The sequence below is a fragment of the Pseudoalteromonas sp. T1lg76 genome (assembly GCF_002964725.1).
Lineage (GTDB): Bacteria > Pseudomonadota > Gammaproteobacteria > Enterobacterales > Alteromonadaceae > Pseudoalteromonas.
This window is the reverse complement of the sequence record NZ_PQCE01000025.1, coordinates 214,135-239,679: the sequence shown is the minus strand read 5'-3', so window position 1 is coordinate 239,679 and position 25,545 is coordinate 214,135. Positions and strand designations below refer to the sequence as shown.

Genomic DNA, 25,545 nt, shown 5'->3' with positions numbered 1-25,545 from the left:
GAGAGATGGCTGAGTGGTTGAAAGCACCGGTCTTGAAAACCGGCATAGGTAATAGCCTATCTAGGGTTCAAATCCCTATCTCTCCGCCATATAAGAAAGGGCTGCTTTATTTAAGCAGCCCTTTTTTGTGCTTGTGTTTAAGTCATTAGCCGCTCGCCAACTTCATATTCGTTTCAGATTTCATCTAAAAAGTGTTTAAACTCTCGCTATTATTCCGGCCGGCGTCGGCAGTATCGGGAAATAAAAATCACCACACTAATTCCTTCTTATCAGCAAGGCTTTCAATGTTATATGGCCATAAGCGCCAGGCTCGCCTGTATCTAGCATGACGGATAATTTTCTGGTGTTGAAACCTGCCTCTTCAAAATGAATCACTAGCTAAAACCCGTCCTACCTAGGTGATACGTTTTGCAATTATTACGCCCCATTACGGGTTGCTCAATATTTAACCAATCCTAACTATAATCTAGACGGCAGTAATGGGCTCGGTAGCATGAAGTTTAGCTCTATCGATCAGCTAAACCCTATACACATTTCTTATGTGCATAGTTAGAAATGAGGGTAAATGTTATGAAATATTTACTAACCAAGGTTTGTTCAGGAGTCATAATCGGTCTGAGTTTAATCCCATTGGATAATCTGATGGCTGCAACTGGAATAATAACAGGAGGGGAGGGTTCTCGTTGGGTTGTGTCCGACAGGGTTATGACTAGCAACGGTGGTCCGATTGGTGGTTTCTGTATAGAGGATGGGTCTTCTGGTTCGGGGGCCAGTGTGTATGATGCGTCCATTTCACAACAAGGAGATGCCTTTGACTATGCTTCGATGTTATGGGTCGACGGTACGCAAGTTGGTGGACATTTAACTGTTGACGGGCAAATGGCAACGTTTTCACCCGTAGATATATCAGGATTAACGATTCAGGTGAGTTATTACATTATGCCTGGCAGTGCAACATTACGTAATTATGTCACTTTCACTAATCCAACCCAAACAGACAGTAGTGTTGATGTTGATTTTGAAACTAATTTTGGCTCAGATCAATTTACTGAAATTTTGGGCACGAGTAGCGGAGACGGGGTGTTCGATACGCTTGATCGCTGGGTTGTAACTGATGATGCCACGGACCCAGATTCTGACGACCCCGTGAACACCACGGTATTTTTTGGCCCCGATGACCCTGAGGTAGTTCCGTACTTTGTATCTGATACAGTCTTTAGCTGCGGCGGTACAGAAGGCTTGCGGGCTAGCTATCACTTAACCGTTGAGGCGGGTGCGACAAAAGCCTTGATGTTCTTCCATCAAATGAGTACATCATCAGTTGACGCGCTGTCGGCTGCCACTTTGTTTGATACTACACCCAAAGAAGGAGATGATTTAGCCGCAGGCTTAACGCAAGCACATCTTGATCAAGTTGTTAACTGGCGATCATCGGTCTTGTCAATATCTAAAGAAATTATCAGCGGTCCCGATGAATCAGACAATCTAGACAATTCGACTGCAGCGGATGGCCAGATAGATCTGGTTGTGCAAGCAGGTCAAACCCAAAGTAGCGAATATGGCTTTAGTATTTCATATAACAACCCGGACAGCGTCCCCGTTATTGTTAAAGATACAGTGCCTGCCCAGTGGGATGTTGAGTTAACCGATGATGACCTGGGTAAGGCCTTTATTCAATCTGCCAACAAGAAGGACGATAGCAAAAGTGCCAGTCAAATTGAATGGCTGCCAGAACCAAGTGGTGGTTTTATTTCTGCACTCGCCCAGACTCGCGGCGCTAAGAAAAATGGCAAGTACGCACCCGCCAGTTGTGGTTCGCTTATGTTGAACGCTCGAGCTCAGGTCTATAAGCTGGAATTATCCACCGGCCTGCCCCTGGAAGACGAATCAGGTGATGTATATCCTCCTATTATTGAGTCTAATACGCTGTGCTTGGCAGCCGTTATGGATGTAAATGGCGACGGTGTCATTAAGCGTGATGGTACGGGTGATGAAGATGGCGATGGTCTTAGCGATTACGTTGAAGCCTGTGAGTATTATACTAACCCATGTACTAATGACTCAGATGGCGATGGGCTAACCGATGGTGAAGAGAGTCAACTAGGAACAGATCCCCTAAATTCGGACACCGATGGTGACGGTCTGTCTGATGCAGAGGAGGTCAACTTATACGGAACGGATCCCACAAATTCAGATTCGGATGGAGACGGGCTAACCGATGCGGAAGAAATCGCGTTAGGCACGGATCCCCTAAACCCAGACACTGATGGTGATGGCGTAACAGATTACGACGAGATACAGTCAGGAACAGATCCCCTCATTCCAGATACAAATACTGATTCAGATGGAGACGGGCTAACCGATATTGACGAGAGCCAGTTAGGAACAGATCCCTTCAACCCAGACACAGATGCTGATGGTCTGTCTGATGGCGACGAGGTTAACTTATACGGAACAGATCCACTAGACGCTGACACAGATGCTGATGGTCTGTCTGATTTTGTTGAGATCTTGTTTTATGGAACAAATCCCGTAAATTCAGATACGGATGGAGATGGTCTGCCTGATGGTACCGAGATAGCCTTCGGAACCAATCCACTCGACCCAGACACAGATGGTGATGGTCTGTTAGATGAAGAAGAAGTTTATTTATTCGGAACAAATCCACTCGACCCAGACACAGATGATGACGGTCTGTCTGATCACGATGAGCTGTTCAACTTTGGCACAGATCCCATAAACCCAGACACGGATGGAGATGGCGTGGACGATGGTATAGATCCCTGTCCAAACGATTTTACCGATCAATGCGTAGAATAAATTTTTACAGTTAAACAAAAAGTTAGGCCTGACTTAGGAATAAGTCGGGCCTGATTTCTTTTGCCTGCGTGTAAGATTGATAAATATCACGCCAACTTGCCTGGTGCCGATTAAGGGCTATATTCAACTGCAGCTGAGCCAGGGTCAACGAGACGAAAAGTGTCAGGATCTTGGTTTGTATTGCTGTAGATGGGGGATTACGCTTAGCGATGCGACTAAGGTCGTAATTGGCAAGGGCGGCATTCTTTGCCACTCTGCATAGATGCAAAATTTAAGAATTATCCCTCTATGAAGCAACATCTGGCGAAGGCCGTACTCTATTCATTGCTCGCCCCCGTATTAGTGGGGCTTGTGCTTGGCATTTACTATGCGTTGTCGGTGCAAGAAAATGGCTCGGCCATCTTTTTTACTGTCTTGTTATCGGCTCTGGCCAATGCCCATATTGTTGGTTTAGCCATGGCGGTGCTGGTGGTGCCCGGTTATCTCTTGATGTACAAACATAACAAGGTGCATTACAGCGGTATTTTAACCCTAGGCTTGCTCGGTGGCGCTGTGTTTAGTTATCTTTTTGGTGCCGGAGCCGGCTTTTTGCTTATAGTCAATGCGTTGATGGCCGCCCTTGGCAGTGGTTTGTTTCTATTCGGTTTGCGTCGCGGGCGAGCTAAAATCGCTTAACGGCTTTGTAACGAGTGATTTAAATTTAAGCAACCAGCGCATTTTCAAGCGCTAGCAGCACTTTTTTCATGATAAAAGGTTTCATTTGCCCGCCACAAAGAGTACCTTAAACACTGCGTATTCTATGTGAAGTAGTATTTAAATGAGCAAAGCGGAATTTTATCGTTCTGTGACAGAGCAGGCGCAAGCACTGATTTGTGACGAGCCCAACTTAATTGCCAACTTAGCCAACATCAGCGCCTTGTTATATATGTCGATGGACGATATTAACTGGGCCGGTTTTTATTTATTGGAGTCGCCTGAGCAATTAGTGCTGGGGCCATTTCAGGGAAAACCTGCATGTGTGCGTATTGAAGTGGGCAAAGGGGTATGCGGCACTGCTATAGCGGCGGATAAAACTCAGCTGGTCACAGATGTGCATCAATTCCCCGGCCATATTGCTTGTGATGCGGCATCCAATTCGGAAATTGTTCTCGTGGTTAAGAAAAACGGCGAGGCCATTGGCGTATTGGATATCGACAGCCCTACAGTAGGGCGTTTCGACGAACAGGATAAAGCGGGTCTTGAACTGCTGGTTGAATGTTTGGAGAAGCATATCGCATGAAAGATCTACTGAACGTCCAAGATTACCTATTTTCCATAGCCGATGTAGGTGATTGGGAAGGCGAAGAAGAGCTGGTATGTGAGCGCTTAAATGAGCTTATTCACCACGCTTGGGCACGACTACCCGATGATCTCGGCTGTGAACAAATTGACAGTATTATATCCGGTATTTGGGAACATCTTCGCGGTGACCTGGCATTAATCGATGCCGAGTTGGAAGAGTTGCTGGACTGGGTGGAACACTATATCGACTCGGCTCAAGATGAGCAGGTGTAACTGAAGGTTTAGAAATGGAAACCACAAACAAGCTAAAAGACATAAACGAAGTATTGGCATTCCTTTACGAGGAATTTCCAAACTGTTTTAAACAAAAAGATGGTATTAAGCCTCTTAAAGTAGGTATCTTTAAAGACATCGCCGAGCGTATTGAGGGCAACGAAAAAGTCAGCAAAACGCAGGTTCGTCAGGCGCTAAGAAAATATACCTCGCACTGGCGCTACCTCGAAGCGGTGGTGAATAACGAATTCCGCGTTGACCTTGACGGCAACCAGGCCGAAAAGGTTGAGCAAGAGCATGTGGATCATGCACAGACGGCACTAGAGCAAAGCCGTGCGAAAATGGCTAAGCGTAAGAAGCCAGCACGTGGTGCCAAAGAAGGTGACACAAAGGGTTACAAAAAACGCCCACAGGGCAGTGGTAAACCTGCTGCAAAAGGCGCTAAAGTCAAAAAAGCCCCAGCCGCTGAGCCTCGTCGCAGCAATAAAGTTGAACCTTTACCAAGCGAACAGGTCAAGGCTAATACCAAAGTTAAAGTAAAACTAGGTCAGGCATTGGTGAACGGTACCATCACGGAAGTCAACAAAGACGAAATCCATGTTGAGCTGGTAACCGGTATGCAAGTTAAGACAAAAGCCGATAGTCTGTACCTGGTATAAAAAAGGAGTTGTGCATGAGTAAGACGTTTTCACTCATCCCCCTGGTTGCTGCCCTTATCGCGGCACCGGCCTTGGCCTCGTTGGACAAGGTCACAATCGCTGATTTACCCATGTTGCAGCAAGAGTCGCAACACAGTACTGCCAGTAAGCGAGTGACCAACCTCTTTACCCGTGCACACTACAAGCCGATACGATTTAACGACGAACTGGCGACGCAGATGTTCGATCGTTATATCGAATCCCTGGACTTTAATCGCAGTATTTTCTTAGCGGGCGATGTTGCCCAGTTTGAGCAATACCGCGATAAGTTCGATAACGCTCTGAAGTCCGGCAAATTAGACTTTGCCTACGACTTATTTAACCTCAGCATGAAGCGTCGGTTTGAGCGTTATCAGTATTCTTTGTCCTTACTTGACAAGCCGTTCGATTTCAGCCAAGACGATAAGTATTACTTTGATCGTGAAGACGCACCATATGCGAGCACCGAAGCCGAGCTTAATGAGCTGTGGCGTCAAAAGGTTAAGTACGATGCTTTACGCCTGAAAATGACGGGTAAGGATTGGGATGGCATCAAAGAGGTGTTGGAAAAACGCTACACCTACACCTTAAAGCGCTTGGTGCAAACCAAGAGTGAAGATGCGTTCCAGATCATTATGAATGCCTTTGCCCGCTCCATCGAAGCGCACACTTCTTACTTATCACCACGTCGTGCCGAGCAGTTCAAGATGGATATGGATCTTGAGCTTGAAGGCATAGGCGCGGTGCTCAGTTATGACGAAGATTACACAGTGATCCGTTCTTTGGTTCCAGGTGGTCCTGCCGATAAAACCGGTGCCATTAAACCGGAAGACAGGGTTATAGGTGTGGCCCAAGGCGATGATGACTTTGTCGATGTGATCGGCTGGCGCCTTGATGATGTAGTCGACCTGATCAAGGGTCCTAAGGGTACCTTGGTGCGCTTACAGTATCTAAGAGGCAAGGACGACCACGGCACGCCTAAGGTAGTAGAAATCACTCGCGACAAGGTGCGCCTAGAAGACAGAGCGGCTAAATCTCACGTTTTCGATGCCAGCTACTCACAAATGAGCAGCAAGATAGGCGTTATTGAAATCCCCGGTTTTTATAACAACCTGTCAGAAGATGTAAAAGCCGAGTTGGTGAAACTTAAAGAGCAAAAGGTAGATGGCATCATCATCGACCTTCGTCAAAACGGCGGTGGCTCTTTATATGAAGCGACCAAGCTATCCGGTTTGTTTATCGACCAAGGTCCAGTGGTGCAAATTCACACCCTGAATGGTCGTATCGAGCAGCAAAAAGACAGCGACGGCGTAACCTACTATGACGGTCCTATGACAGTACTGGTTGACCGTTACAGCGCATCGGCGTCGGAAATCTTCGCCGCAGCTATGCAGGATTATGGCCGCGCTGTGATCATCGGCGAGCAAACCTTTGGTAAGGGCACGGTACAACAACACCGTGGTTTGGGTCGCAACTATGACCTATACGATAACCCGCTGGGTAGCGTGCAATATACCATTGCCAAGTTTTACCGCATAGATGGTGGTAGTACGCAACACAAAGGGGTGATCCCGGACATTAAATTGCCATCGCCCATTGATCCCGCACAGTGGGGTGAAAGCCAGGAAGACAATGCCCTTCCTTGGGACAGCATTATCCGCGCTAAGTACACCATGGTTGATAGCTTAGACGATACCATAGGTTACCTTAGTGCCGAGCATGACAAACGTATCGCCAAAGAGCCTGAGTTTGGCTATGTGCTACAAGACATTAGCACCTATAAGGAAGAGCAGGACCGTAAGTTTATTTCGCTCAATGAAAAAGAGCGCCTTAATGAGCGCGATGAGCGCGAGCAACTGGCACTGGCTCGTACCAATGAACGTTTAGTTCGCTTGGGTCTGGAGAAGGTAACCGATATAGAAAATGCCCCAGAGGTATTGGATAATTTTGACCCCTACCTTGAAGAAGCGGCTTTAATCACCCAAGATTTTATAAAGCACGGGCGTTTGGTAAAGAATAATAAGTAAGCAAATACCAAGACAAAAGGCGCGTTAAGCGCCTTTTTTGTTATTTAAGCGCTGTTAAATCTGCGCTGCTCTGGTAATCTTTGCGCTTATAACAAAAATAACCCTTGTCGCGTTGTGCGAAAGAGGCAAGGGCAGGAGAGCGATTTTGACGACAACAAAACAAGCTAAATTTATCGATGCAATGATCCCCATTACGGTGTTGATCTGCCTATTGGGCGCAGCGGTTTATCTCTATGGTGATAACTCGTCATCGGGTCCAAACCAAATAGCCTTACTTTTTGCGACCTTTGCAGCGGCCTTGGTGGGTCTGAAAAATGGCTATACCTGGAAAACCCTTGAAGAGGCGATGATCAAGGGTATCACTATTTCCCTTGGGGCTATTTTGATCTTGCTCATGGTTGGCGCTCTTATTGGTACCTGGCTGCTGTCGGGCACAGTGCCGACTTTGATCTATTATGGCTTGCAGATTATTAACCCGCATTGGTTTTATGCCGCCAGTTGTATTATTTGTGGTGTTGTAGCCATGAGTATCGGCAGCTCCTGGACCACGGCGGCGACCATAGGTGTAGCCCTGCTGGGTGTGGCCAATGGTTTGTCTCTTGACCCTGTGGTAACTGCCGGTGCGGTGATCTCAGGTGCCTATTTTGGCGATAAGCTGAGCCCGCTTTCAGAAACCACCAACCTGGCGCCAGCGGTAGCCGGTGCCGATCTCTTTGCGCATATCCATCACATGCTCTGGACCACAGTGCCCAGCTTTGTGATTGCGGTGATCATCTTTATTTTTATGGGCTTTAATGCCGAGATAAGCAGCGACGCCACCGCTATTGATGCCATGGTTGATTTGTTGGCAGCAAACTTTAATATCAATATTTTAAACCTTATGCCTTTAGTGGTGCTGCTGGTTCTAGCCATTCGTAAAATGCCTGCGTTCCCGGCAATTTCCATTGGTGCCGTGCTCGGTGCCGTGTGGGCGCTGTTATTCCAAAGTGATTTACTGGCATCTCAGGTGGATGTCAGCCAAGGTCAGCTGATCGGCTACTTTAAGCTGGTATGGGCCACCTTCTTTGATGGTTTTGCCATTAGCACGGGTGATGCAAAAATGGATGATTTGCTATCCGGCGGCGGTATGTCGGGCATGCTCAACACCACTTGGCTTATCATGATGGCGCTTATGTTTGGTGCCATTATGGAGAAAACAGGTCTGCTTGAGGTGTTTGTACGCAGCATTTTAAAAATCGCTAAGTCTACCGGCTCTTTAGTAGCGGCGACCATTTCGACCTGTATCGGTACCAACCTGGTGGCTGCGGATCAATATATCGCCATCGTAGTGCCGGGGCGTATGTTTAAAGAAGAATATAAAAAACGCGGCTTACAACCGGTCAACCTGTCCCGTACCTTGGAAGACGGTGGCACCATTACCAGCCCCCTGATCCCTTGGAACACCTGCGGTGCCTATATGCAAAGCGTGTTGTTGATCAACCCATTTGATTATGCCTTCTATGCTTTCTTTAATTTAATCAACCCGGTGCTGGCGATTATCTATGCCTACCTGGGTATCAAAATTCTCCGTATCGAGCCCAAGCATCTGCAAAGCGGTGATGACGTTGCAGCAGAAGCCGTGCCACAAGGACAAAAAAAAGAGCAGGACTCGGCGTAACAACCACAGAGTAAACAATTGCATTACGGGCATCATTTGATGCCCGCTTTAAGTTTTAGGAGACAGTCACCCATGAGTGCGACTCAACCCCATGCCCAGTATTTACGTGATTACCAAGCGCCCGCATTTTTTATCGACGAACTTGAATTAGAGGTCCAACTCGCGCCGCTAAACACACAGGTAGTAGCCCGCTCCTTGGTGCGCGCCAACCTTGATAACCCAAGCAATGAGCTGGTACTCGATGGCATAGATTTAACTCTGCTGCAGGTGCGCATTAACGACCAGGCTCACAGCGCCTATCGCATTGAAGACGAGCAGTTGATAATAGGGCAGTTGCCTGAGCAGGCTTTTACCCTTGAGATCACCACGCAATGCGCACCCGAAACCAATACCTCGCTGGAAGGCCTGTATTTGTCAGATGGTGCCTACTGCACTCAATGTGAGGCCCAGGGTTTTCGTAAAATCACCTATTTCCTTGACCGCCCCGATGTGATGGCAAGTTACAAGGTGACTATAGTGGCCGACAAGGCGCAGTTTCCACACCTTTTATCCAATGGCAATAAAATCGACAGTGGGGACTTAGCCGACGGTAAGCATTTTGCCACCTGGCAAGACCCGTTTAAAAAGCCCAGTTACCTCTTTGCCTTGGTGGCGGGTGATTTCGATGTGCTGCGCGATACCTATACCACGGCCTCGGGCCGCGAGGTGGCGCTGGAGCTGTATGTTGATAAAGGGAACCTCTCCAAAGCGCCTCATGCCATGGCCTCCCTTAAGCGCGCTATGCAATGGGATGAGCAACGCTTCGACCTCGAATACGACCTGGATGTCTACATGATAGTGGCAGTCGATTTTTTCAATATGGGCGCCATGGAGAATAAGGGTCTGAATATCTTTAACTCCAAGTGCGTTTTGGCCAATAGTGACACCAGCACAGACAGGGATTTTCATCTTATCGAGTCCATTGTCGGGCACGAGTATTTCCATAACTGGACAGGTAACCGGGTTACTTGTCGCGACTGGTTCCAGCTGTCTTTAAAAGAAGGTTTAACGGTATTTCGCGATCAGGAGTTCAGCAGTGACTTAGGCTCTCGCGCCCTTAACCGCATCGATGCCGTGAAGGTGATGCGTACTCATCAGTTTGCCGAAGATGCAGGCCCCATGGCGCACCCCATACGCCCAGAAAAAGTCATTGAAATGAATAACTTTTACACGGTAACCGTGTATGACAAGGGCGCCGAAGTGATCCGCATGCTGCATACCTTGCTTGGTGAAGCGGGCTTCCAAAAGGGCATGAAGCTGTATTTTGAGCGCCATGACGGCCAGGCGGTGACCTGTGATGACTTTGTTGCCGCCATGCATGATGCCAATGACACGGATTTATCGCAGTTTTCACTCTGGTACGGACAAGCGGGCACGCCCTTGGTTTCGGTGCGCGAAGATTACGACAGCGACGCCAAACGCTACACCCTGAGCTTAACGCAAACCCATAAGCCAACCGCGGAGCAGCCCCATAAGGACAACTTGTTAATTCCGGTGGCCATAGAGTTGTTAAATCAACAGGGGCAGCCCATGGCGCTGAAGCGTGACGGCCAAGACCTGGACAAGGTTTTACACCTGAGTGAGCAAAGTCAGAATTTGTGTTTGAGCAGGTTGATGAGCGCCCGGTCGCCGTTCTTTTTGAAGATTTTTCGGCGCCGGTGCAGGTGCAGTTTGCCCAAGCCTTGGCGGATCAATTGCATATTGTTCGCCACGCCAGCAGTGACTTTAGCCGCTGGGATGCACAGCAAGCCGCACTCAGTCATTGCGTTAATCAGGCTGTGGCGCAAGTTAATGAGCAAGTTCAGTTGCCGGATCTGGTATTGGCAACCATGAGCGAGTTGCTAAATGGCGTTTTATCAGGTGAAGAAGCTGATCTGGCTTTGATTGCCGAGCTTTTGTACTTGCCGAGCTTTGACACTCTGAGCAGCGGATATAGCGAAATCCCGGTCGATGCGCTCAATAGCATTATTGATGCTTTTGAAACGGATATTGCCAAGCATCTGCGCCCGCAATTAGAAGCCGTCGTAGAGCAGTTTAAGGACGACAAGCAACAAACAGCTCAAAGCACTGGGGTACGCGCCTTGCTTGCTGCCTGCATGTACTACCTGGCACGCCTTGATGTCGCCACCGACTATATTGCCGAGCAAGCGACCAATGGCTCTATGACCTTGTCGCTGGCGGCGCTAAAAGCCTTGGTGTTGGCGCAGCATAAGCAAGAAAACATCTTGCTTGGAGAGTTTGCAACGCGCTGGGCCGACGATGTCCTGGTATTAGATAAATGGTTTAACTTACAGGCGATGAAGCAGGGCGAACATGCCTTGAGTGATATTAGCGCCTTGTTTGAACACCCGCACTTCTCTTGGCAAAATCCGAACCGGGTAAGAGCCTTGTTGGGGCCCCTGACCATGAGCAACCCAAGGGTGTTCCATCACCAGGATGGCCGTGGTTATGAGCTTCTTGGGGATGTGCTGGTAAAGCTTAACGATATAAACCCGCAAAATGCCTCGCGGTTAATTACTCCGCTGTTGGCCTGGCGCCGTTATGACTTGGACCGTCAAGAATTGATGCGTGCCCAGTTACAACGCCTGATGGCATTACCGAATCTGAGCAAAGATCTCTTTGAAAAGGTTGAAAAAGCCTTAAGTGAATAAGCAATATTTGCGCAGCACCTAACCTATGAGCAGTGACTTGGCCCGGTAATAGGTCAAGCACTGCCATTTAAGTGTATGACGATAATACTAGTCGCATGCGCTTTCCCGCCGCTAAAAAGTATTACCGCATATGTCCGCTCTGGGCATATTTGGTCGATCCCGCCTTACCCTGACTGGGGAAAATAAATTCGTTGTGCTGGAGCGAATATAAATACAGCAATTTTTAGATTATTTGACGGTAATGTAAATTGCATTTGTCGTTAACGTTATTGTCATGTATAAAAATAGTGGTAGGATGTCATACCATTAGCATATGAAAAGGAAATTTAACGCCAGTTACAAAGCATTCATGTAGACTGTTCGTAACTGTAGCCTATCCTTTTAAATGCACAAGACTACACTAAAAACAATAACTTGATCTAAAAATTACCCGCGCTAAGGGGGAAGCAACAATGATAAGACAGCCACTATTTGTGAAGCATCGGTTAGCGCTCAGCGTCGGCGCAGCGATGTTGGGCATGAGTAGCGCCGCACACAGTGCCAGCTTTACGGTTGGTGATTTCGATATCAATTTTGATTCGACGTTCTCATACGGCCAGAGCATTCGTACCGAAAACCGTGATTTTCAGTATATAGGTAAGAGTAACCACCCACGCTTTGACTGGAGCACTTACAACGCCGCGCTTAATCCCGTATATAGTTCTAGTGACGTGTGGAGCCAACCCGGCGCCTATTCAAACAACGGCGATGCGGGTAACCTGAATTTCGACAAGGGCGATACCTTTTCGCAATTGTTAAAGGGTACTCATGAGCTGGCTATCAATGGCGAATCTTACGGCTTGTTCTCCCGCTTTATGTATTTTTACGATTTTGCCCTGATGGATGGTGATTACGCCTATACCAATCCGGTATCCGGCGAAAGCGTAGACCCGTGCGATTACGACGAAACCAAAGAGCAGGTCTGTGCCGACTTCCGTCTTCTTGATGCCTTTGTATGGGCCGACTTCGATTTCAATGAAGGTCAAAACCCGCTATCTGTGCGTTTAGGCCAACAGGTTGTTAACTGGGGTGAAAGTACACTTATCTCTCACGGCATCAACGTGAACCCGGTTGATATCGACCGCTTAAAAGCGCCGGGCGCCGAGTTAAAAGAAGCCTTTATTCCTGTGGGCATGTTATGGGCCTCATTGGGTATTACCGAAAACCTTTTCCTAGAAGGTTTTTATCAATATCAGTGGCATGAAACTCGCCTGCCTGCAACCGGCAGCTATTTCTCGACCAATGATTTTGCCTCGGAAAACGGCTTTAACCAAAACGTACAGCTGGGCTTTACCTCAAACCCGGATATCGATTTGGCGTTTTTAACCGACAGCTTGAATAACCTTGCCGCCGATTGGCAAGCAGCAGCAGCGGCTCAGGGCATTGACCCGACATCCGCAGAAGGCCAGCAATTGCTAGCAAGCATGTACCTTGCTTACCCAACTAAAGTGGCCCTGAAGGGCGAGGGTAGTCGAGGCAAAACAGAGCCTAGCGATGGCGGTCAATATGGTTTGCGCCTTGGCATGTTTATGCCTGAGCTGAACGACACCGAAGTGGCCTTGTATTACATTAATTACCACAGTCGTCGTCCGGTGATCTCGGGTCAGGTATCGGACTTTACCGCCATAGGTGAAGACTTGGCGATGATCATGAGCACAGAGATCAACAGCGACAACGTAAACGACTTGAAAGCCTTTACCAAGGCCAAGCTTGATTATCCAGAGGACATCAAGTTATACGGTTTAAGCTTTAATACCTCCATTGGTGAAACCGCGCTTGCCGGTGAATTTGCTTTCCGTGAAGACGAGCCTTTCCAGGTTGATGACGTAGAGCTATTGTACGCAGGTATGCCTGAGCAACTGGCATTGGCAGGACTTCGTCCAGAATTCGCCGGTATTTCTCAGCTCAGCCCAGGCGATGCCACTGCGGTAGTTGGCCCAGGCGGTACGGCTCAAGGCTATATTTTACGTAATACAGCACAAGTGCAATTTACTGCAACACACCTGTTTGGCCCTGCACTGGGTGCCGATAGCTGGGCTGTGGTTGGTGAAGTAGGCGGTGTACGCATTAACAATATGCCGGCCTATGACGAATTACGCTTGAACGTTTCCGGTACTGGCCGTAGCGGCATTATGCAGGGGCCTTTGGCGGATGACTATTCGGCCTTGCATATGGCTTTGTCAAATGGTCCTGAAACCAACCCATTCCCAACGGCTTCGGCCTGGGGTTATCGTCTGATCGCCAAGGGCGATTATTATGACCTGTTCTCGGGCGTTAACTTCTCGCCGCGTTTCGTATTCTCACACGATGTCAATGGTATTACTCCAGATCCCATGTTCCTGTTTATTGAAGACAGAAAATCATTGGGCATTAATATGAATTTTAACTATCAAAATACCTGGTCTTTTGATCTTGGTTATAACTCATTCTGGGGCGGCGGCGCGACCAATACATTTGCCGATCGTGATTTTGTTTCCTTTAATATCAAATATTCAATTTAAAAGGGTATCCGTATGTTGACTAAACCTACCCTCATTGCAGCAGCATTTTGTAGCATTTTCGCTACCACTGCAGTACAGGCTAAAATTTCGCCGGAGCAAGTGGAACGCCTTGGCGCGGACTTAACGCCAATTGGCGCCGTTAAGGCCGGAAACCAAGATGGTTCTATACCTGCTTGGGATGGTGGTATCACCGAAGTGCCGGCAAACTATAAGCCGGGCATGCACCATCCGGATCCGTTTGCTGCGGATCAGGTGTTGTACACCATAGACAAATCAAATCTGGAGCAGTACAAACACCTGCTTAGTGCAGGCCAGATAGCCTTGTTTGAAGCCTACCCAGATACCTTTAAGATGCCTGTGTACCCAACTCGCCGTAGTGCCTCATATCCTCAAGCCTTCTACGATGCGACCAAGAAGTACGCCACTCAAGCCGAGTTGATTGAAGGTGGTAACGGTATTAAAAACACAGCCATTGGTATTCCATTTCCTATTCCTGCCAATGGTCTTGAAGCCATTTGGAACCACCTGCTGCGCTACCGTGGTCAGTCTATTTCGCGCTTTGGTGGTCAGGCGATGCCAACGGCTTCCGGTGCCTATAACCTGATTGGCTTTGACGAGCAGTTATTGATCAAGTACGCCGCCGACGATGCCACGCCTGAGCAGCTGGAAGAGTCAAATATCCTCTTCAAATTTAAGCAAAGCGTCACCGAGCCGGCGCGTCTTGCAGGTACCGCATTATTGGTTCATGAAACCATGGACCAAATCCTGACTCCGCGTCAGGCATGGACTTACAACACGGGTCAGCGCCGCGTACGTCGTGCACCAAACGTTGCTTATGATGCCCCGGGAACGGCGTCAGACAACCTGCGCACGACCGATGACTTCGATATGTTTAACGGCTCACCTAACCGTTACAACTGGGAGCTAAAGGGTAAGCAAGAATTATTGATCCCTTATAACAGCTACAAGCTGCACAGTGATTCATTGCAGTACGATGATATCCTCAAACCGGGTCATGTAAACCCTGAGCATCTGCGTTATGAGAAGCACCGTGTCTGGGTGGTTGAAGCAACCTTGAAAGAGGGCACGCGTCACACCTATAAGAAGCGTACCTTCTACATTGACGAAGACAGCTGGCAGATCTCTGTGGCCGACCTATACGACAACCGTGATCAACTATACCGTGTAGCTATGGCCTATGGCTTGAACTACTACGAAGTACCGGCGCAGTGGAGTACGCTTGAGGTTTATCATGACCTTAACTCTCGTCGTTACCTGGCCATTGGTCTGGATAACCAAGAAGCTATGTATGATTTCTCACAGTCATTCAATGACAATGAGTTTACATCTAACGCTCTTCGCCGCGAAGGTCGCCGTTAATCCTCGTACTTAGCCGGGCTCACCTAGTGGGCTCGGCTCCTTGATTCAATTTCTCTTTTTTGGGCGCATATTTATATGAAGTACTTGCTTAGTTGGGCAACGTTGCTTTTGTCGCTGCACGTTGTAGCTCAAACAACACCTCAGCCCGCTTACCAAGCCGAGCAGGCGACGCATACACTTTTCACCGATATTACCGCCACCGCTGAGCGTGTGATTGCCGTTGGCCAACATGGCACCATAGTGATCAGTGACGATGCTCAGCAGTGGCAACAGGCACAATCACCGGTAGACGTGTTACTGACCTCGGTGTTCTTTATTGATAACAACCAAGGCTGGGCATGCGGCCATGACGCTACCATCTTAAATACCCAAGATGGCGGGCAAAGCTGGCAAGTTCAGCAGTTTTTACCTGAGCTTGATAAGCCTTGTTTGGATATTACCTTTATGGATGCGCAACAGGGCATAGCCGTGGGTGCATACGGTATGTATTTCGTTACCGAGGACGGCGGCCAAAGTTGGCAAAAGCGCTTTCTCGATAGCTTGTTGTTTGCCGAAGACCGCGACTATTTAAATGAGCTTAAAGCCGAAGACCCAGCAGGCTATGAAAGCGAGACTGCTTCTATTTTGCCGCACTTTAACCGCATTGCGACAACCAGCAAGGGCTTGTATATAGTGGGCGAAATGGGCCTGATAGCGCACAGCAGCGACGGTGGCCAAACCTGGCAGCGTGAAGAAGAAATCTATCAAGGCTCGTTTTTTGATATTACCGAAATGGCCGATAAGCTTTATGTAGCAGGTTTACGTGGTAATGCTTTTAGTTATAGCGAAGAAGATGGTTGGCAACAGCTGATGGCGAATGAGCAGGCGACCATGAACAGCATGATGACGACTGCCGATAAGCAGCTGTATATTTTCGGCAACTCGGCGGTGATCTACCATCTGGATGATGCCAGCAGCACGCAATTGCAAAGTGAGCAACTCAGTGATGGTAAAGCCATCTTAAACGGGGTGCTGTTCAATGGACAATTGATACTGGCCACCGAAGCTGGGATCCAAAGCAAGGAGTTTAACTAATCATGCAAATTATAGTGGAAGCATTAGAGCGTAGTTTATTCCGCCATCGCATGTGGGTGATAATGGCCTTTGTGTTGGCCACATTAGCCCTGGCTTTTCAGGCTACTCAGCTTAAACTCGACGCCTCATTTAATAAAAACATCCCTCTTAACCATGAATATATGAAGGTGTACACCAAGCATGAGAAGCAATTTGGTGGCGCCAACAGCATATTAATATCCGTTTGTGATGCCGGTGGTGACATCTTTAATGAAGAGTTCTTTACTCAGTTAAAGTCGGTACATGATCAGCTTTACTTTATTCCCGGCGTTAACCGCCCCTTGGTTAATTCGATCTTCTCGCCCAGTGCCCGCTTTGTTGAGGTGGTCGAAGATGGTTTTAGTGGCGGCCCCATTATTCCTGCAAATTTTCGTCCCGATGAGCGTGGCTTAGCCCGGGTAAAAGAAAACATAGAAAAGGCCAAGGTAGTAGGGCGCATGATAGCGTCTGATTATTCCTGTGCCATGGTCAGTGCCCAGCTGATGGAGTTCGACCCACAAACCGGTGAGAAGCTCGATACCTTGGCGATTGCCGAGCAGCTTGAAAGCAAAATCCGTGATGACCTGAGTACGGACAACGTCAGCATTCATATTATCGGCTTTGCGAAAATGGCCGGTGATATCGCCGATGGTGCCAAGGGCGTATTGCTCTTCTTTGCCCTCGCCATAGTGATCACCTTTATTATGGTGTGGCTGTTCTGTAAAAGCTTTAAGCTGACCCTGTTGCCAATTGTCTGCTCCTTTATCGCTGTGGTTTGGCAGCTTGGTCTGCTCTCAACCCTGGGCTTTGGTCTGGATCCCATGTCGATTCTGGTGCCGTTTTTGGTTTTTGCCATAGGCGTGAGTCATGGTGTGCAAATGATCAATGATATCGCCAAAAAAGTACAACTGGGCAGCAGCGCTAAAAATGCTGCGGAGTCGAGCTTTAAGGCCTTGATGATCCCAGGTGGTATCGCCTTGCTATCGGACACAGTGGGCTTTTTAACCCTGCTTGCTATCGACATCGGCATTATTCGTGAGCTGGCCATTACCGCAAGTTTAGGGGTGGCGGTGATCATCTTTACCAACCTGGTGTTGTTACCCGTGATTGCTTCTTACTTGAATGTGAGCAACCTGCACGTGCTGTCCGCGGATAACAGAAATAAAGATGCGCTTTTTAAACTCCGTGAGTTACTGGTTTGCGCCACCGATAGAAAATATGCCGCCATTATCCTTATTTGTACGGCGCTGCTTTTTGCCTTCGGTTATTGGCAATCACAAAAGATGCATATCGGCGACTTGCATGCAGGCGCGCCGGCGTTGCACGAAGATGCCCGCTATAACCAGGATACCTTCTTGATCTCCGATAGATACGAGATCTCCTCGGATATCCTTAAGGTGATAGTTGAAGCCTATCCAGCGGCTTGTACCGAGCACGATGTGATGGAGCGTATTCGCCAATTCCAGTGGCGTATTGAAAACGTCCCCGGGGTGCAAAGCAGTGTGTCTCTTGCCAGTGTGGCGCAGGCGGTCAACGCCGGTTACAACGAAGGCAATTTAAAATGGCAAACCCTGCCGCGCAATACCGCATCTCTGGTGCAGGCGTCGTCGCGGGTGGAAACAAGCTCAGGCCTGCTTAATGGCGATTGCTCTGTGATGCCGGTGATCATCTTTATGAAAGATCATAAGGCGCAAAGCATAGATCAGGTAGTGGCGACGGTGAAGGAAGTGGGCGCCGAGTTTGGCACCGACAAACTGCAATTCCGTTTGGCCTCAGGTCCTATCGGCGTGATGGCGGCCACTAATGAGTCCGTATCCGAAGCGCAAACGCCCATGATGCTTTATGTCTATGGTGCTGTGATAGCCCTATGCTTGGTCAGCTTCCGCTCGGTGCGCGCGACCATAGCCGTGGTTCTGCCTCTGTATATAGTATCGACCCTGGCGCAGGCGCTGATGGTGGCATTGGAGATTGGCCTTACTGTGTCGACCTTGCCGGTTATCGCCCTGGGTGTGGGTATAGGTGTTGATTACGGTATTTATATCCTATCCTCCAAGATGATCCAGCTTAAGCAGGGCCTTAGTGTAAGTCAGGCGTATCGTAATGCCTTGGTTGAGCGGGGCAGTGCTGTGCTATTTACAGGTATCACCTTGGCAGTGGGTGTAAGTACCTGGATTTTCTCGGCGCTGAAGTTTCAGGTCGATATGGGCATCTTGTTAACCTTTATGTTCCTGGTAAACATGATAGGTGCCTTGCTTATAATTCCAGCAATCAGTGCCTTCTTGTGGTCTGACCAGAAAAAATAATGTGAATATGTGTTAACGGAAATGGCCGGTCTCGGCCATTTCTATCTATATTTTGTGAATAATGCGTCAAAGCGCTGAAATCATTGGTCTGATTTCATCGAAAAGGCTGTTTATTAGCTGTAAAAGGGTTAGAATTCACCCCGACTCCACGCTATTCAGTCACCCGTTCACAAGGCGGTATAGATTAAGGAACACACAATGACACAAAATGACGGTCACGCTAGCGTTATTCTGAATAACGTCAGCAAGCTTATTAAGAGCAAAGTTAATCCAGACAAGGTGTCACTGGTCGACAAATTCGCCCATGCGTTATACAGCAATATGTCGGCTGAGGACCTAGTACACAGAAATGACAGTGACCTCTACGGGGCAGCGCTTAGTCTTTGGAATTCCCTAGAGGGAAACAAGGGCGACGAAGCGGTGATCCGCGTAATTAACCCTGAAGTAGCAAAACACGGTTGGCAATCCTCTCACACCATCGTTGAAATCATAGCTAAGGACATGCCATTTTTGGTGGACTCGGTGCGCATGTCACTGAATCGTGCCAATATAGCTTCACACCTGTTGCTGCATACACCGTTAAAAATTCAGCGCGATAACGATGGCGCCATCATCAATCTTTCGAACCTAAAAGCCGAGCAAGAGTCGAACTCGACGAAAACAGTGTTCTTTATCGAGATTGACCGTCAAACCGATGAAGGCGAAATCAATGCCTTTAAAGCCGAGCTTGAGTCGGTTCTAAACGATGTCTCACTGGCAGTAGAAGACTGGCAGCCAATTCGCAGCAAGTTGCTTGAAGTGATCAAAGACTTGCCTAAGCGCCCGCACAATGTTGATGCGGTTGAGCTTAATGAAACCCTGGAGTTTCTAGAGTGGCTGGCCAGCGATAACTTTACCTTTATGGGTTACCGTCAATACCTGCTGACGCCGGTGAAGGGTGACCATCAGCTTAAGGGCGTGGAAGGCTCAAGCCTAGGTCTGATGAAGAACTCAGATGAAAACCATGTACGCTTACTGTCAGACATGCCAGAAACCGCTCGCAAAGAAGCGCGCAGTAATAACCTTTTGGTATTGACTAAAACCAACTCGGTTTCCCGTGTACACCGTCCGGCGCACACCGACTATATCGGCATTAAGCGTTTCGATAAAGACGGCAACGTGGTAGGCGAAGACCGTTTTATCGGTTTGTTCTCATCGAGCTTCTACAATAACAGCGCCGCCGATGTGCCGGTGTTGAAGTCGAAGATCCGCCGTGTATTGGATATGAGTGATTTCGCTGCGGGTACACACGCCTATAAAGCGGTGTTAAACCTTCTTGAAACCTATCCTCGTGACGAACTGGTGCAAGCTCGCGAAAGCGAACTACTTGATGTAGCCATGGGCGTATTGCAAATCCAAGAACGTGATATGTGTCGCCTGTTCGTGCGCAAAGACACTTATGGTCGTTTCTTCTCGTGCATGGTGTATGTGCCACGTGAGCGTTATAACACAGCGCTGCGCCGCGAAACCCAGCAAATTCTTGCAGAAGCCTTTGGCTCGAACGACAAAGTGGCCTTTACCACTTATTTCTCAGAATCAAACCTTGCTCGTACTCACTACATAGTGCGCGTGCAAGACGACAACGTAGATTACGACGTGAAAGAAATCGAAAACAATTTAGTAGAAGCTGCCCGTACTTGGGAAGATAAACTGCAATCGGCATTACTTGGTAGCAATGGCGAAGCCCGTGGTAACGAACTTAACCGCAAATACGCTAATGCGTTTGCCAGCGCTTACAAAGATCAGGTACTGCCTAGCGCTGCCGTGGTTGATATCGAAAAGCTAGAGTTGCTTGATGACGACAACAAGCTGGAAATGCTTTTCTACCGTCCACAAGAAGAAGTAAGCTCAAACATAGTACGCCTATCTTTGTTCCACAAAGATGAGCCTATTCACCTGTCTGACGTTATGCCGATGTTGGAAAACTTCGGTCTGCGCGTTATCGGTGAAACTCCATACGCGGTGAAAACGTCTGATGGCCAGGTAAACTGGATCATGGACTTCTCTATGTTGCTGAGCAACAAAGAAGTAGCGGACTTCGACAAGGTTTCTGCTCGTTTCCAAAAAGCGCTAACGGATGTTTGGAACAACCGCCTGGAAGACGACGGCTTTAACCGCCTGGTATTGGTTGGCGGCCTAGCGGGTCGTGAAGCATCAATCCTGCGCGCCTATGCCAAGTATATGCGTCAAATCGGCGTAACCTTCTCGCAAAGCTACATCGAAAGCACGTTTGCCAACTACCCGGACATCGCCACGCAAATCGTTAAACTATTTGCTAAGAAGTTCTCGGTTAAGGCTCCTGGCACAGATAAAGCCCTTGAGAAGCTGATTGCGCAAATTTACGAAGCCCTTGAAAACGTAGCTAACCTGGATGATGACCGTATCATTCGCTTGTACGTTGATATGATCAAGGCAACCTTGCGTACCAACTACTACCAAAAAGCTGAAGATGGTCTGTTTAAGTCTTACATCTCATTCAAGGTTAAGCCAAGCTTGATCCCGGATGTACCACTGCCACTTCCTGCGTTTGAAATCTTTGTTTATTCACCACGCGTTGAAGGTGTACACCTACGTGGTGGTAAGGTTGCTCGTGGTGGCCTTCGTTGGTCAGACCGTCGTGAAGACTTCCGTACCGAAGTATTGGGTCTGGTTAAGGCGCAGCAGGTTAAGAACACGGTTATCGTACCTGTTGGTTCTAAAGGTGGTTTCGTTTGTAAGCAGCTACCGAGTGAGCGCGAAGCCTTCTTTACCGAAGGTCAAGAGTGCTACAAGATCTTTATCCGCGGTCTACTGGATATCACAGACAACATAGTTCATGGCGAAATTGTTGCTCCTGTCGATGTGACTCGTCATGACGAAGACGACCCGTACCTGGTTGTTGCTGCCGATAAAGGCACCGCGACCTTCTCTGATATCGCTAACGGTATCGCGCAAGAGTATGGCTTCTGGCTAGGCGATGCCTTTGCCTCGGGTGGCTCTGTTGGTTATGACCACAAGAAGATGGGTATTACCGCCAAGGGTGCTTGGGAGTCGGTGAAACGTCACTTCCGTGAAATCGGCATTGATTGTCAAAACACAGACTTTACCGCCATTGCTATCGGCGACATGGCCGGTGACGTATTCGGTAACGGTATGTTGCTATCTAAGCACACGCGCTTACAAGCGGCATTTAACCATATGCACATCTTCATCGACCCGAACCCGGACGCAGCCACGTCTTGGGAAGAGCGCAAGCGTTTATTCGACCTGCCGCGTTCAAGCTGGGAAGATTACAACAGCGAATTGATCTCTCAAGGCGGTGGTATCTTTAACCGTAGCGCCAAGTCAATCACCTTGACGCCTGAGATTAAGAAGATGATTGGCACCAAGAAGGCGGCGATGACGCCAACTGAGCTGATCAAAGCCATACTGATGATGCCTGTAGACCTGCTATGGAACGGTGGTATCGGTACTTACATCAAGTCTAAGTCTGAAACCGACACAGACGTAGGCGATCGCGCTAACGATGCGCTTCGTATCAACGGCGGCGAGCTGGGTGCGAAGATCTTCGGTGAAGGTGGTAACCTGGGTGCGACGCAATTGGGTCGTATCGAGTTTGCTGCTAAAGGCGGTCGTATCAACACCGACTTTACCGATAACGTAGGTGGTGTAGCCTGTTCGGATAACGAAGTGAATATCAAGATCTTGCTTAACTCTCTAGTGGGTGAAGGCGACTTGACTAAGAAACAGCGTGACGAATTGCTCTATGCGATGACAGACGAAGTATCAGAGTTGGTACTGAGAGACTGTTACCGTCAAACCCAGACCATTTCCGTGACTCAGTTAAAAGGCGCGTCAACGCTTAAAGAAAAGGTACGCTTTATCCACGCCCTTGAAAAAGAAGGCAAGCTGGATCGCGTTATCGAATTCCTACCAAGCGATGAAGAGCTGGCAGAGCGCGCCGCATCAGGTAAAGACCTGACTCGTCCTGAGCTGTCTGTGTTGGTGTCGTACGCGAAAATGGTACTGAAAGAAACCTTGGTAACGGACGAAGTATCGGAAAACCCATACTACCGTCAGTTGTTGGTGCAATCTTTCCCTGCGCCACTGCGCGAGCGTTTCAATGCGGCCATGGACAATCACCCGCTACGCAGAGAAATTATTGCCACCAAGTTGGCTAACAACATAGTTAACGACATGGGTCTTAACTTTATGGTGCGCATGCACGAAGAAACCGGTGCCTCGGATGCCGAAATCGCCCTGTGCTACAGCATTGCCCGCGAAATCTTCGCCTTGCCAACAACCTGGAGCGAGATCAGTGCCCTGGACAACCAGGTTGATGCAGCGGTGCAAACAGAAATGTTGTATCAGCTTCGTCGTACCGTACGTCGTGCCACGCGTTGGTTCTTACGTCACCGCAACAAGGCCTTGACCATTGAGCAGAGCATCGAGCACTTTGCACCTTGCTTTAAAGATCTAACGGACAACCTGCACAGCTACATGGTGAGCGCAGAGAGCGAGCAGATCCGCAAAAACGCGACTGCATTGGCAGACAAGGGCGTTCCGGCGCAACTGGCGATGCGTATCGTATCGCTTTCAAGCCTGTTCTCAGCCATGGATCTGGCGGAAGTGGCAACGCAAAGCAAGCGTCCTACGGCGATTGTTTCAAGCACTTACTTCAAGCTGGGTGCGCGTATGGGTCTACACTGGTTCCTTACGCAGATCACCAATCAGCCGGTACAAAACCACTGGCAAGCCCTTGCTCGTGCCTCGTACCGCGAAGAGCTGGATTGGCAGCAGCGTACCTTGACTGATGTTGTACTGCGCAGCTTCGATGACAAGGAACAGGATGTTGATGCGCAAATCGACGCCTGGATGGACGCAAACGATGCCTTATTGCATCGTTGGCAGCAGATGCTAAGCGAATTTAAGACGTCACAAAGTCATGATTTTGCGAAGTTCTCTGTAGCTCTGCGTGAGTTGATGTTACTTGCACATAACTGTGATCAACGTAACTAAGCTCTCTGTTAATAAGCAGTAAAACTCTGTAGAATACCCCGGCCTTTGGCTGGGGTATTTTTTTCTAGGGGGATCCATGTTTTACGAATTAGCACGCCGTTTTATGTTCACCAAGGACGCGGAATGGGCGCATGACTTTGCGCTAAACAACCTACGTCGCTTTGCCAACACACCATTGTCTATGGCCTGGTCGCAAAATGTGGCCGATAAGCCAACGGAATTTCTAGGCCTGGAATTTAAAAACCCAGTGGGTTTGGCCGCCGGTCTGGATAAAAACGCCGAATGCATCGACGCCTTTGCGCAAATGGGTTTTGGTTTTATCGAAGTAGGCACGGTGACGCCACGACCACAAGCCGGTAACGATAAGCCGCGTATTTTCCGCCTACCAGAGCAGCATGCGGTGATCAACCGTATGGGCTTTAACAACAAGGGCGTAGATAACCTGGTTGCCAACGTTAAGGCATCAAACTATCGCGGTATCCTGGGTATTAATATAGGCAAGAACAAGGACACGCCAAACGAGCAAGGCAAGGATGACTACATCCACTGTATGCGTAAGGTGTTCGAGCACGCCTCGTATATCACGGTGAATATTTCTTCGCCGAACACGCCGGGTCTGCGTGATCTGCAGTACGGTGAGGCGCTGGATGATCTTTTATCCAGCCTGAAAAATGAACAGTTGGATCTTATTGCCAAGCACAATAAACAGGTGCCCATGCTGGTGAAGGTAGCCCCTGATCTTGATCAGGTGCAGGTAGAGCAGGTTACCCATTCTTTGTTAAACAACAAGATAGATGGCGTGATTGCGACCAACACCACCTTAGATCGCACCGCGGTGCAGGGCCTGCAGTATGCGGATGAAGCCGGTGGCTTGTCTGGTCGTCCTGTGCGTGCCAAGTCTTTAGAGGTGATCAAGGAGATCAAGCGTATTTCCAATGGTCAGTTGCCTATTATCGGCGTCGGCGGTATCGACAGCGCTGAAGCGGCCAAAGAGAAACTCAATGGCGGAGCAGATTTGGTGCAGATTTACACCGGATTTATCTACGAAGGACCGGCGCTGGTTAAACGGATTTTAAGCGGCTTATAAGGATCCGCTATTAATACGGACGATCCCTCGTAAAATATTATTAGAATTAATTTTACAGGGGATCGCCAAGCGCTATAATCCAAAGTTATAAGCATTGATTTTATTGACTTTAATTTATATTAAATCGAGGAAGGGATGTTACAGGCACAACAAGATTGGCAATGGCAAGTATGCGAAGAGCGCAATACACTGTTACTCGACATGGGTGACATGCAGTTTTGCACGCCGTATAAAAGCCGCCAGTTGATTGATGAAGCCTTTACCCAGCCCAAGTTTAATCTGCGTGATGCCGAGTTCTATCAGCAGGTTTGTCAGTACCTAAGCGGGTTTTCGCTGTGGAATGATGCCCATATCTGTCAAATTGCCCTTAACGCCACCGCGGTCAAACACTACCTTAAGCCCATGCTGGCGAAAAGCTGGTTCTTCGCCCCCTATACTGGCAACCAAGCCAACCACGAAGCCGTGGTACAGCTGACTTCTTCCCAGCAAAGTGGACAATTCCTGATTGTTGACTGCGCCGAGCAAGCAAGTGTGTGTCTATGCCTTGAGTCTAGCTTTGCCCTTGATGAAAATTTACAGCTGCAACAGTTTGCTGTGATCAAGGTGCTAAACGACCGTATCACACCGATTTTCTCCGCCCAAGGACAACAAAAAAGCGCCTAAGACAAAGGGGCTGTGATA

At 48.5% G+C, this 25,545-nt stretch carries 14 protein-coding genes and 1 pseudogene; all 15 read left to right on the top strand.

The annotated features are described in order from the left end of the window. The first annotated feature begins 570 nt into the window (after positions 1–570). The 15 genes and pseudogenes from C2M35_RS10455 to C2M35_RS10380 all read left to right on the top strand — a co-directional run bounded on the left by C2M35_RS10455 (position 571) and on the right by C2M35_RS10380 (position 25,527). The gene (locus tag C2M35_RS10455) at positions 571–2,820 is read left to right on the top strand and encodes a hypothetical protein (protein ID WP_105259094.1); all 2,250 of its coding nucleotides are present in this window, start codon (positions 571–573) and stop codon (positions 2,818–2,820) included. A 288-nt stretch (positions 2,821–3,108) separates the two neighbouring features. After that, positions 3,109–3,495: a hypothetical protein gene (locus C2M35_RS10445; protein WP_105198874.1), complete on the top strand. Its 387-nt coding sequence runs from the start codon at positions 3,109–3,111 to the stop codon at positions 3,493–3,495. Positions 3,496–3,637: 142 nt separating this feature from the next. Then, positions 3,638–4,099 carry a GAF domain-containing protein gene (locus C2M35_RS10440; RefSeq protein WP_105198875.1) on the top strand — a complete coding sequence of 154 codons (462 nt, stop codon included), beginning with the start codon at positions 3,638–3,640 and terminating at the stop codon, positions 4,097–4,099. Then, on the top strand, positions 4,096–4,374 hold the full coding sequence (locus C2M35_RS10435; RefSeq protein WP_105198876.1) for a hypothetical protein: 279 nt from the start codon (positions 4,096–4,098) through the stop codon (positions 4,372–4,374). Before C2M35_RS10440 ends, C2M35_RS10435 begins: the two co-directional genes overlap by 4 nt. A gap of 14 nt (positions 4,375–4,388) precedes the next feature. Continuing rightward, positions 4,389–5,033, top strand: coding sequence for an RNA chaperone ProQ (gene proQ, locus C2M35_RS10430; protein ID WP_105198877.1), 645 nt, complete (start codon positions 4,389–4,391; stop codon positions 5,031–5,033). A gap of 14 nt (positions 5,034–5,047) precedes the next feature. Continuing rightward, a complete protein-coding gene (prc, locus tag C2M35_RS10425; protein WP_105216100.1) occupies positions 5,048–7,078 on the top strand; it encodes a carboxy terminal-processing peptidase in 2,031 nt (676 codons plus the stop codon). Between the two features lie 145 nt (positions 7,079–7,223). Further along, complete coding sequence (nhaC, locus tag C2M35_RS10420; RefSeq protein ID WP_105265278.1) at positions 7,224–8,735, top strand: Na+/H+ antiporter NhaC; 1,512 nt, start codon at positions 7,224–7,226, stop codon at positions 8,733–8,735. Between the two features lie 72 nt (positions 8,736–8,807). Further along, positions 8,808–11,425: pseudogene (gene pepN, locus C2M35_RS10415) on the top strand (aminopeptidase N). 452 nt (positions 11,426–11,877) lie between these two features. Next, positions 11,878–13,965, top strand: a complete 2,088-nt coding sequence (locus C2M35_RS10410; protein WP_105198879.1) for a DUF1302 domain-containing protein — start codon at positions 11,878–11,880, stop codon at positions 13,963–13,965. Positions 13,966–13,977: 12 nt separating this feature from the next. After that, positions 13,978–15,345, top strand: coding sequence for a DUF1329 domain-containing protein (locus C2M35_RS10405; protein ID WP_105198880.1), 1,368 nt, complete (start codon positions 13,978–13,980; stop codon positions 15,343–15,345). A gap of 75 nt (positions 15,346–15,420) precedes the next feature. After that, positions 15,421–16,419 (top strand): YCF48-related protein, encoded by a 999-nt coding sequence (locus tag C2M35_RS10400; protein WP_105198881.1) that lies wholly within the window; start codon positions 15,421–15,423, stop codon positions 16,417–16,419. A gap of 2 nt (positions 16,420–16,421) precedes the next feature. Then, positions 16,422–18,740 carry an efflux RND transporter permease subunit gene (locus C2M35_RS10395; RefSeq protein WP_105198882.1) on the top strand — a complete coding sequence of 773 codons (2,319 nt, stop codon included), beginning with the start codon at positions 16,422–16,424 and terminating at the stop codon, positions 18,738–18,740. A 198-nt stretch (positions 18,741–18,938) separates the two neighbouring features. Continuing rightward, on the top strand, positions 18,939–23,777 hold the full coding sequence (locus C2M35_RS10390; RefSeq protein ID WP_105216094.1) for an NAD-glutamate dehydrogenase: 4,839 nt from the start codon (positions 18,939–18,941) through the stop codon (positions 23,775–23,777). A 76-nt stretch (positions 23,778–23,853) separates the two neighbouring features. Further along, positions 23,854–24,864, top strand: coding sequence for a quinone-dependent dihydroorotate dehydrogenase (gene pyrD, locus C2M35_RS10385; protein WP_105198884.1), 1,011 nt, complete (start codon positions 23,854–23,856; stop codon positions 24,862–24,864). Between the two features lie 135 nt (positions 24,865–24,999). After that, complete coding sequence (locus C2M35_RS10380; RefSeq protein ID WP_105198885.1) at positions 25,000–25,527, top strand: cell division protein ZapC domain-containing protein; 528 nt, start codon at positions 25,000–25,002, stop codon at positions 25,525–25,527. The last annotated feature ends 18 nt before the right edge of the window (positions 25,528–25,545 follow it).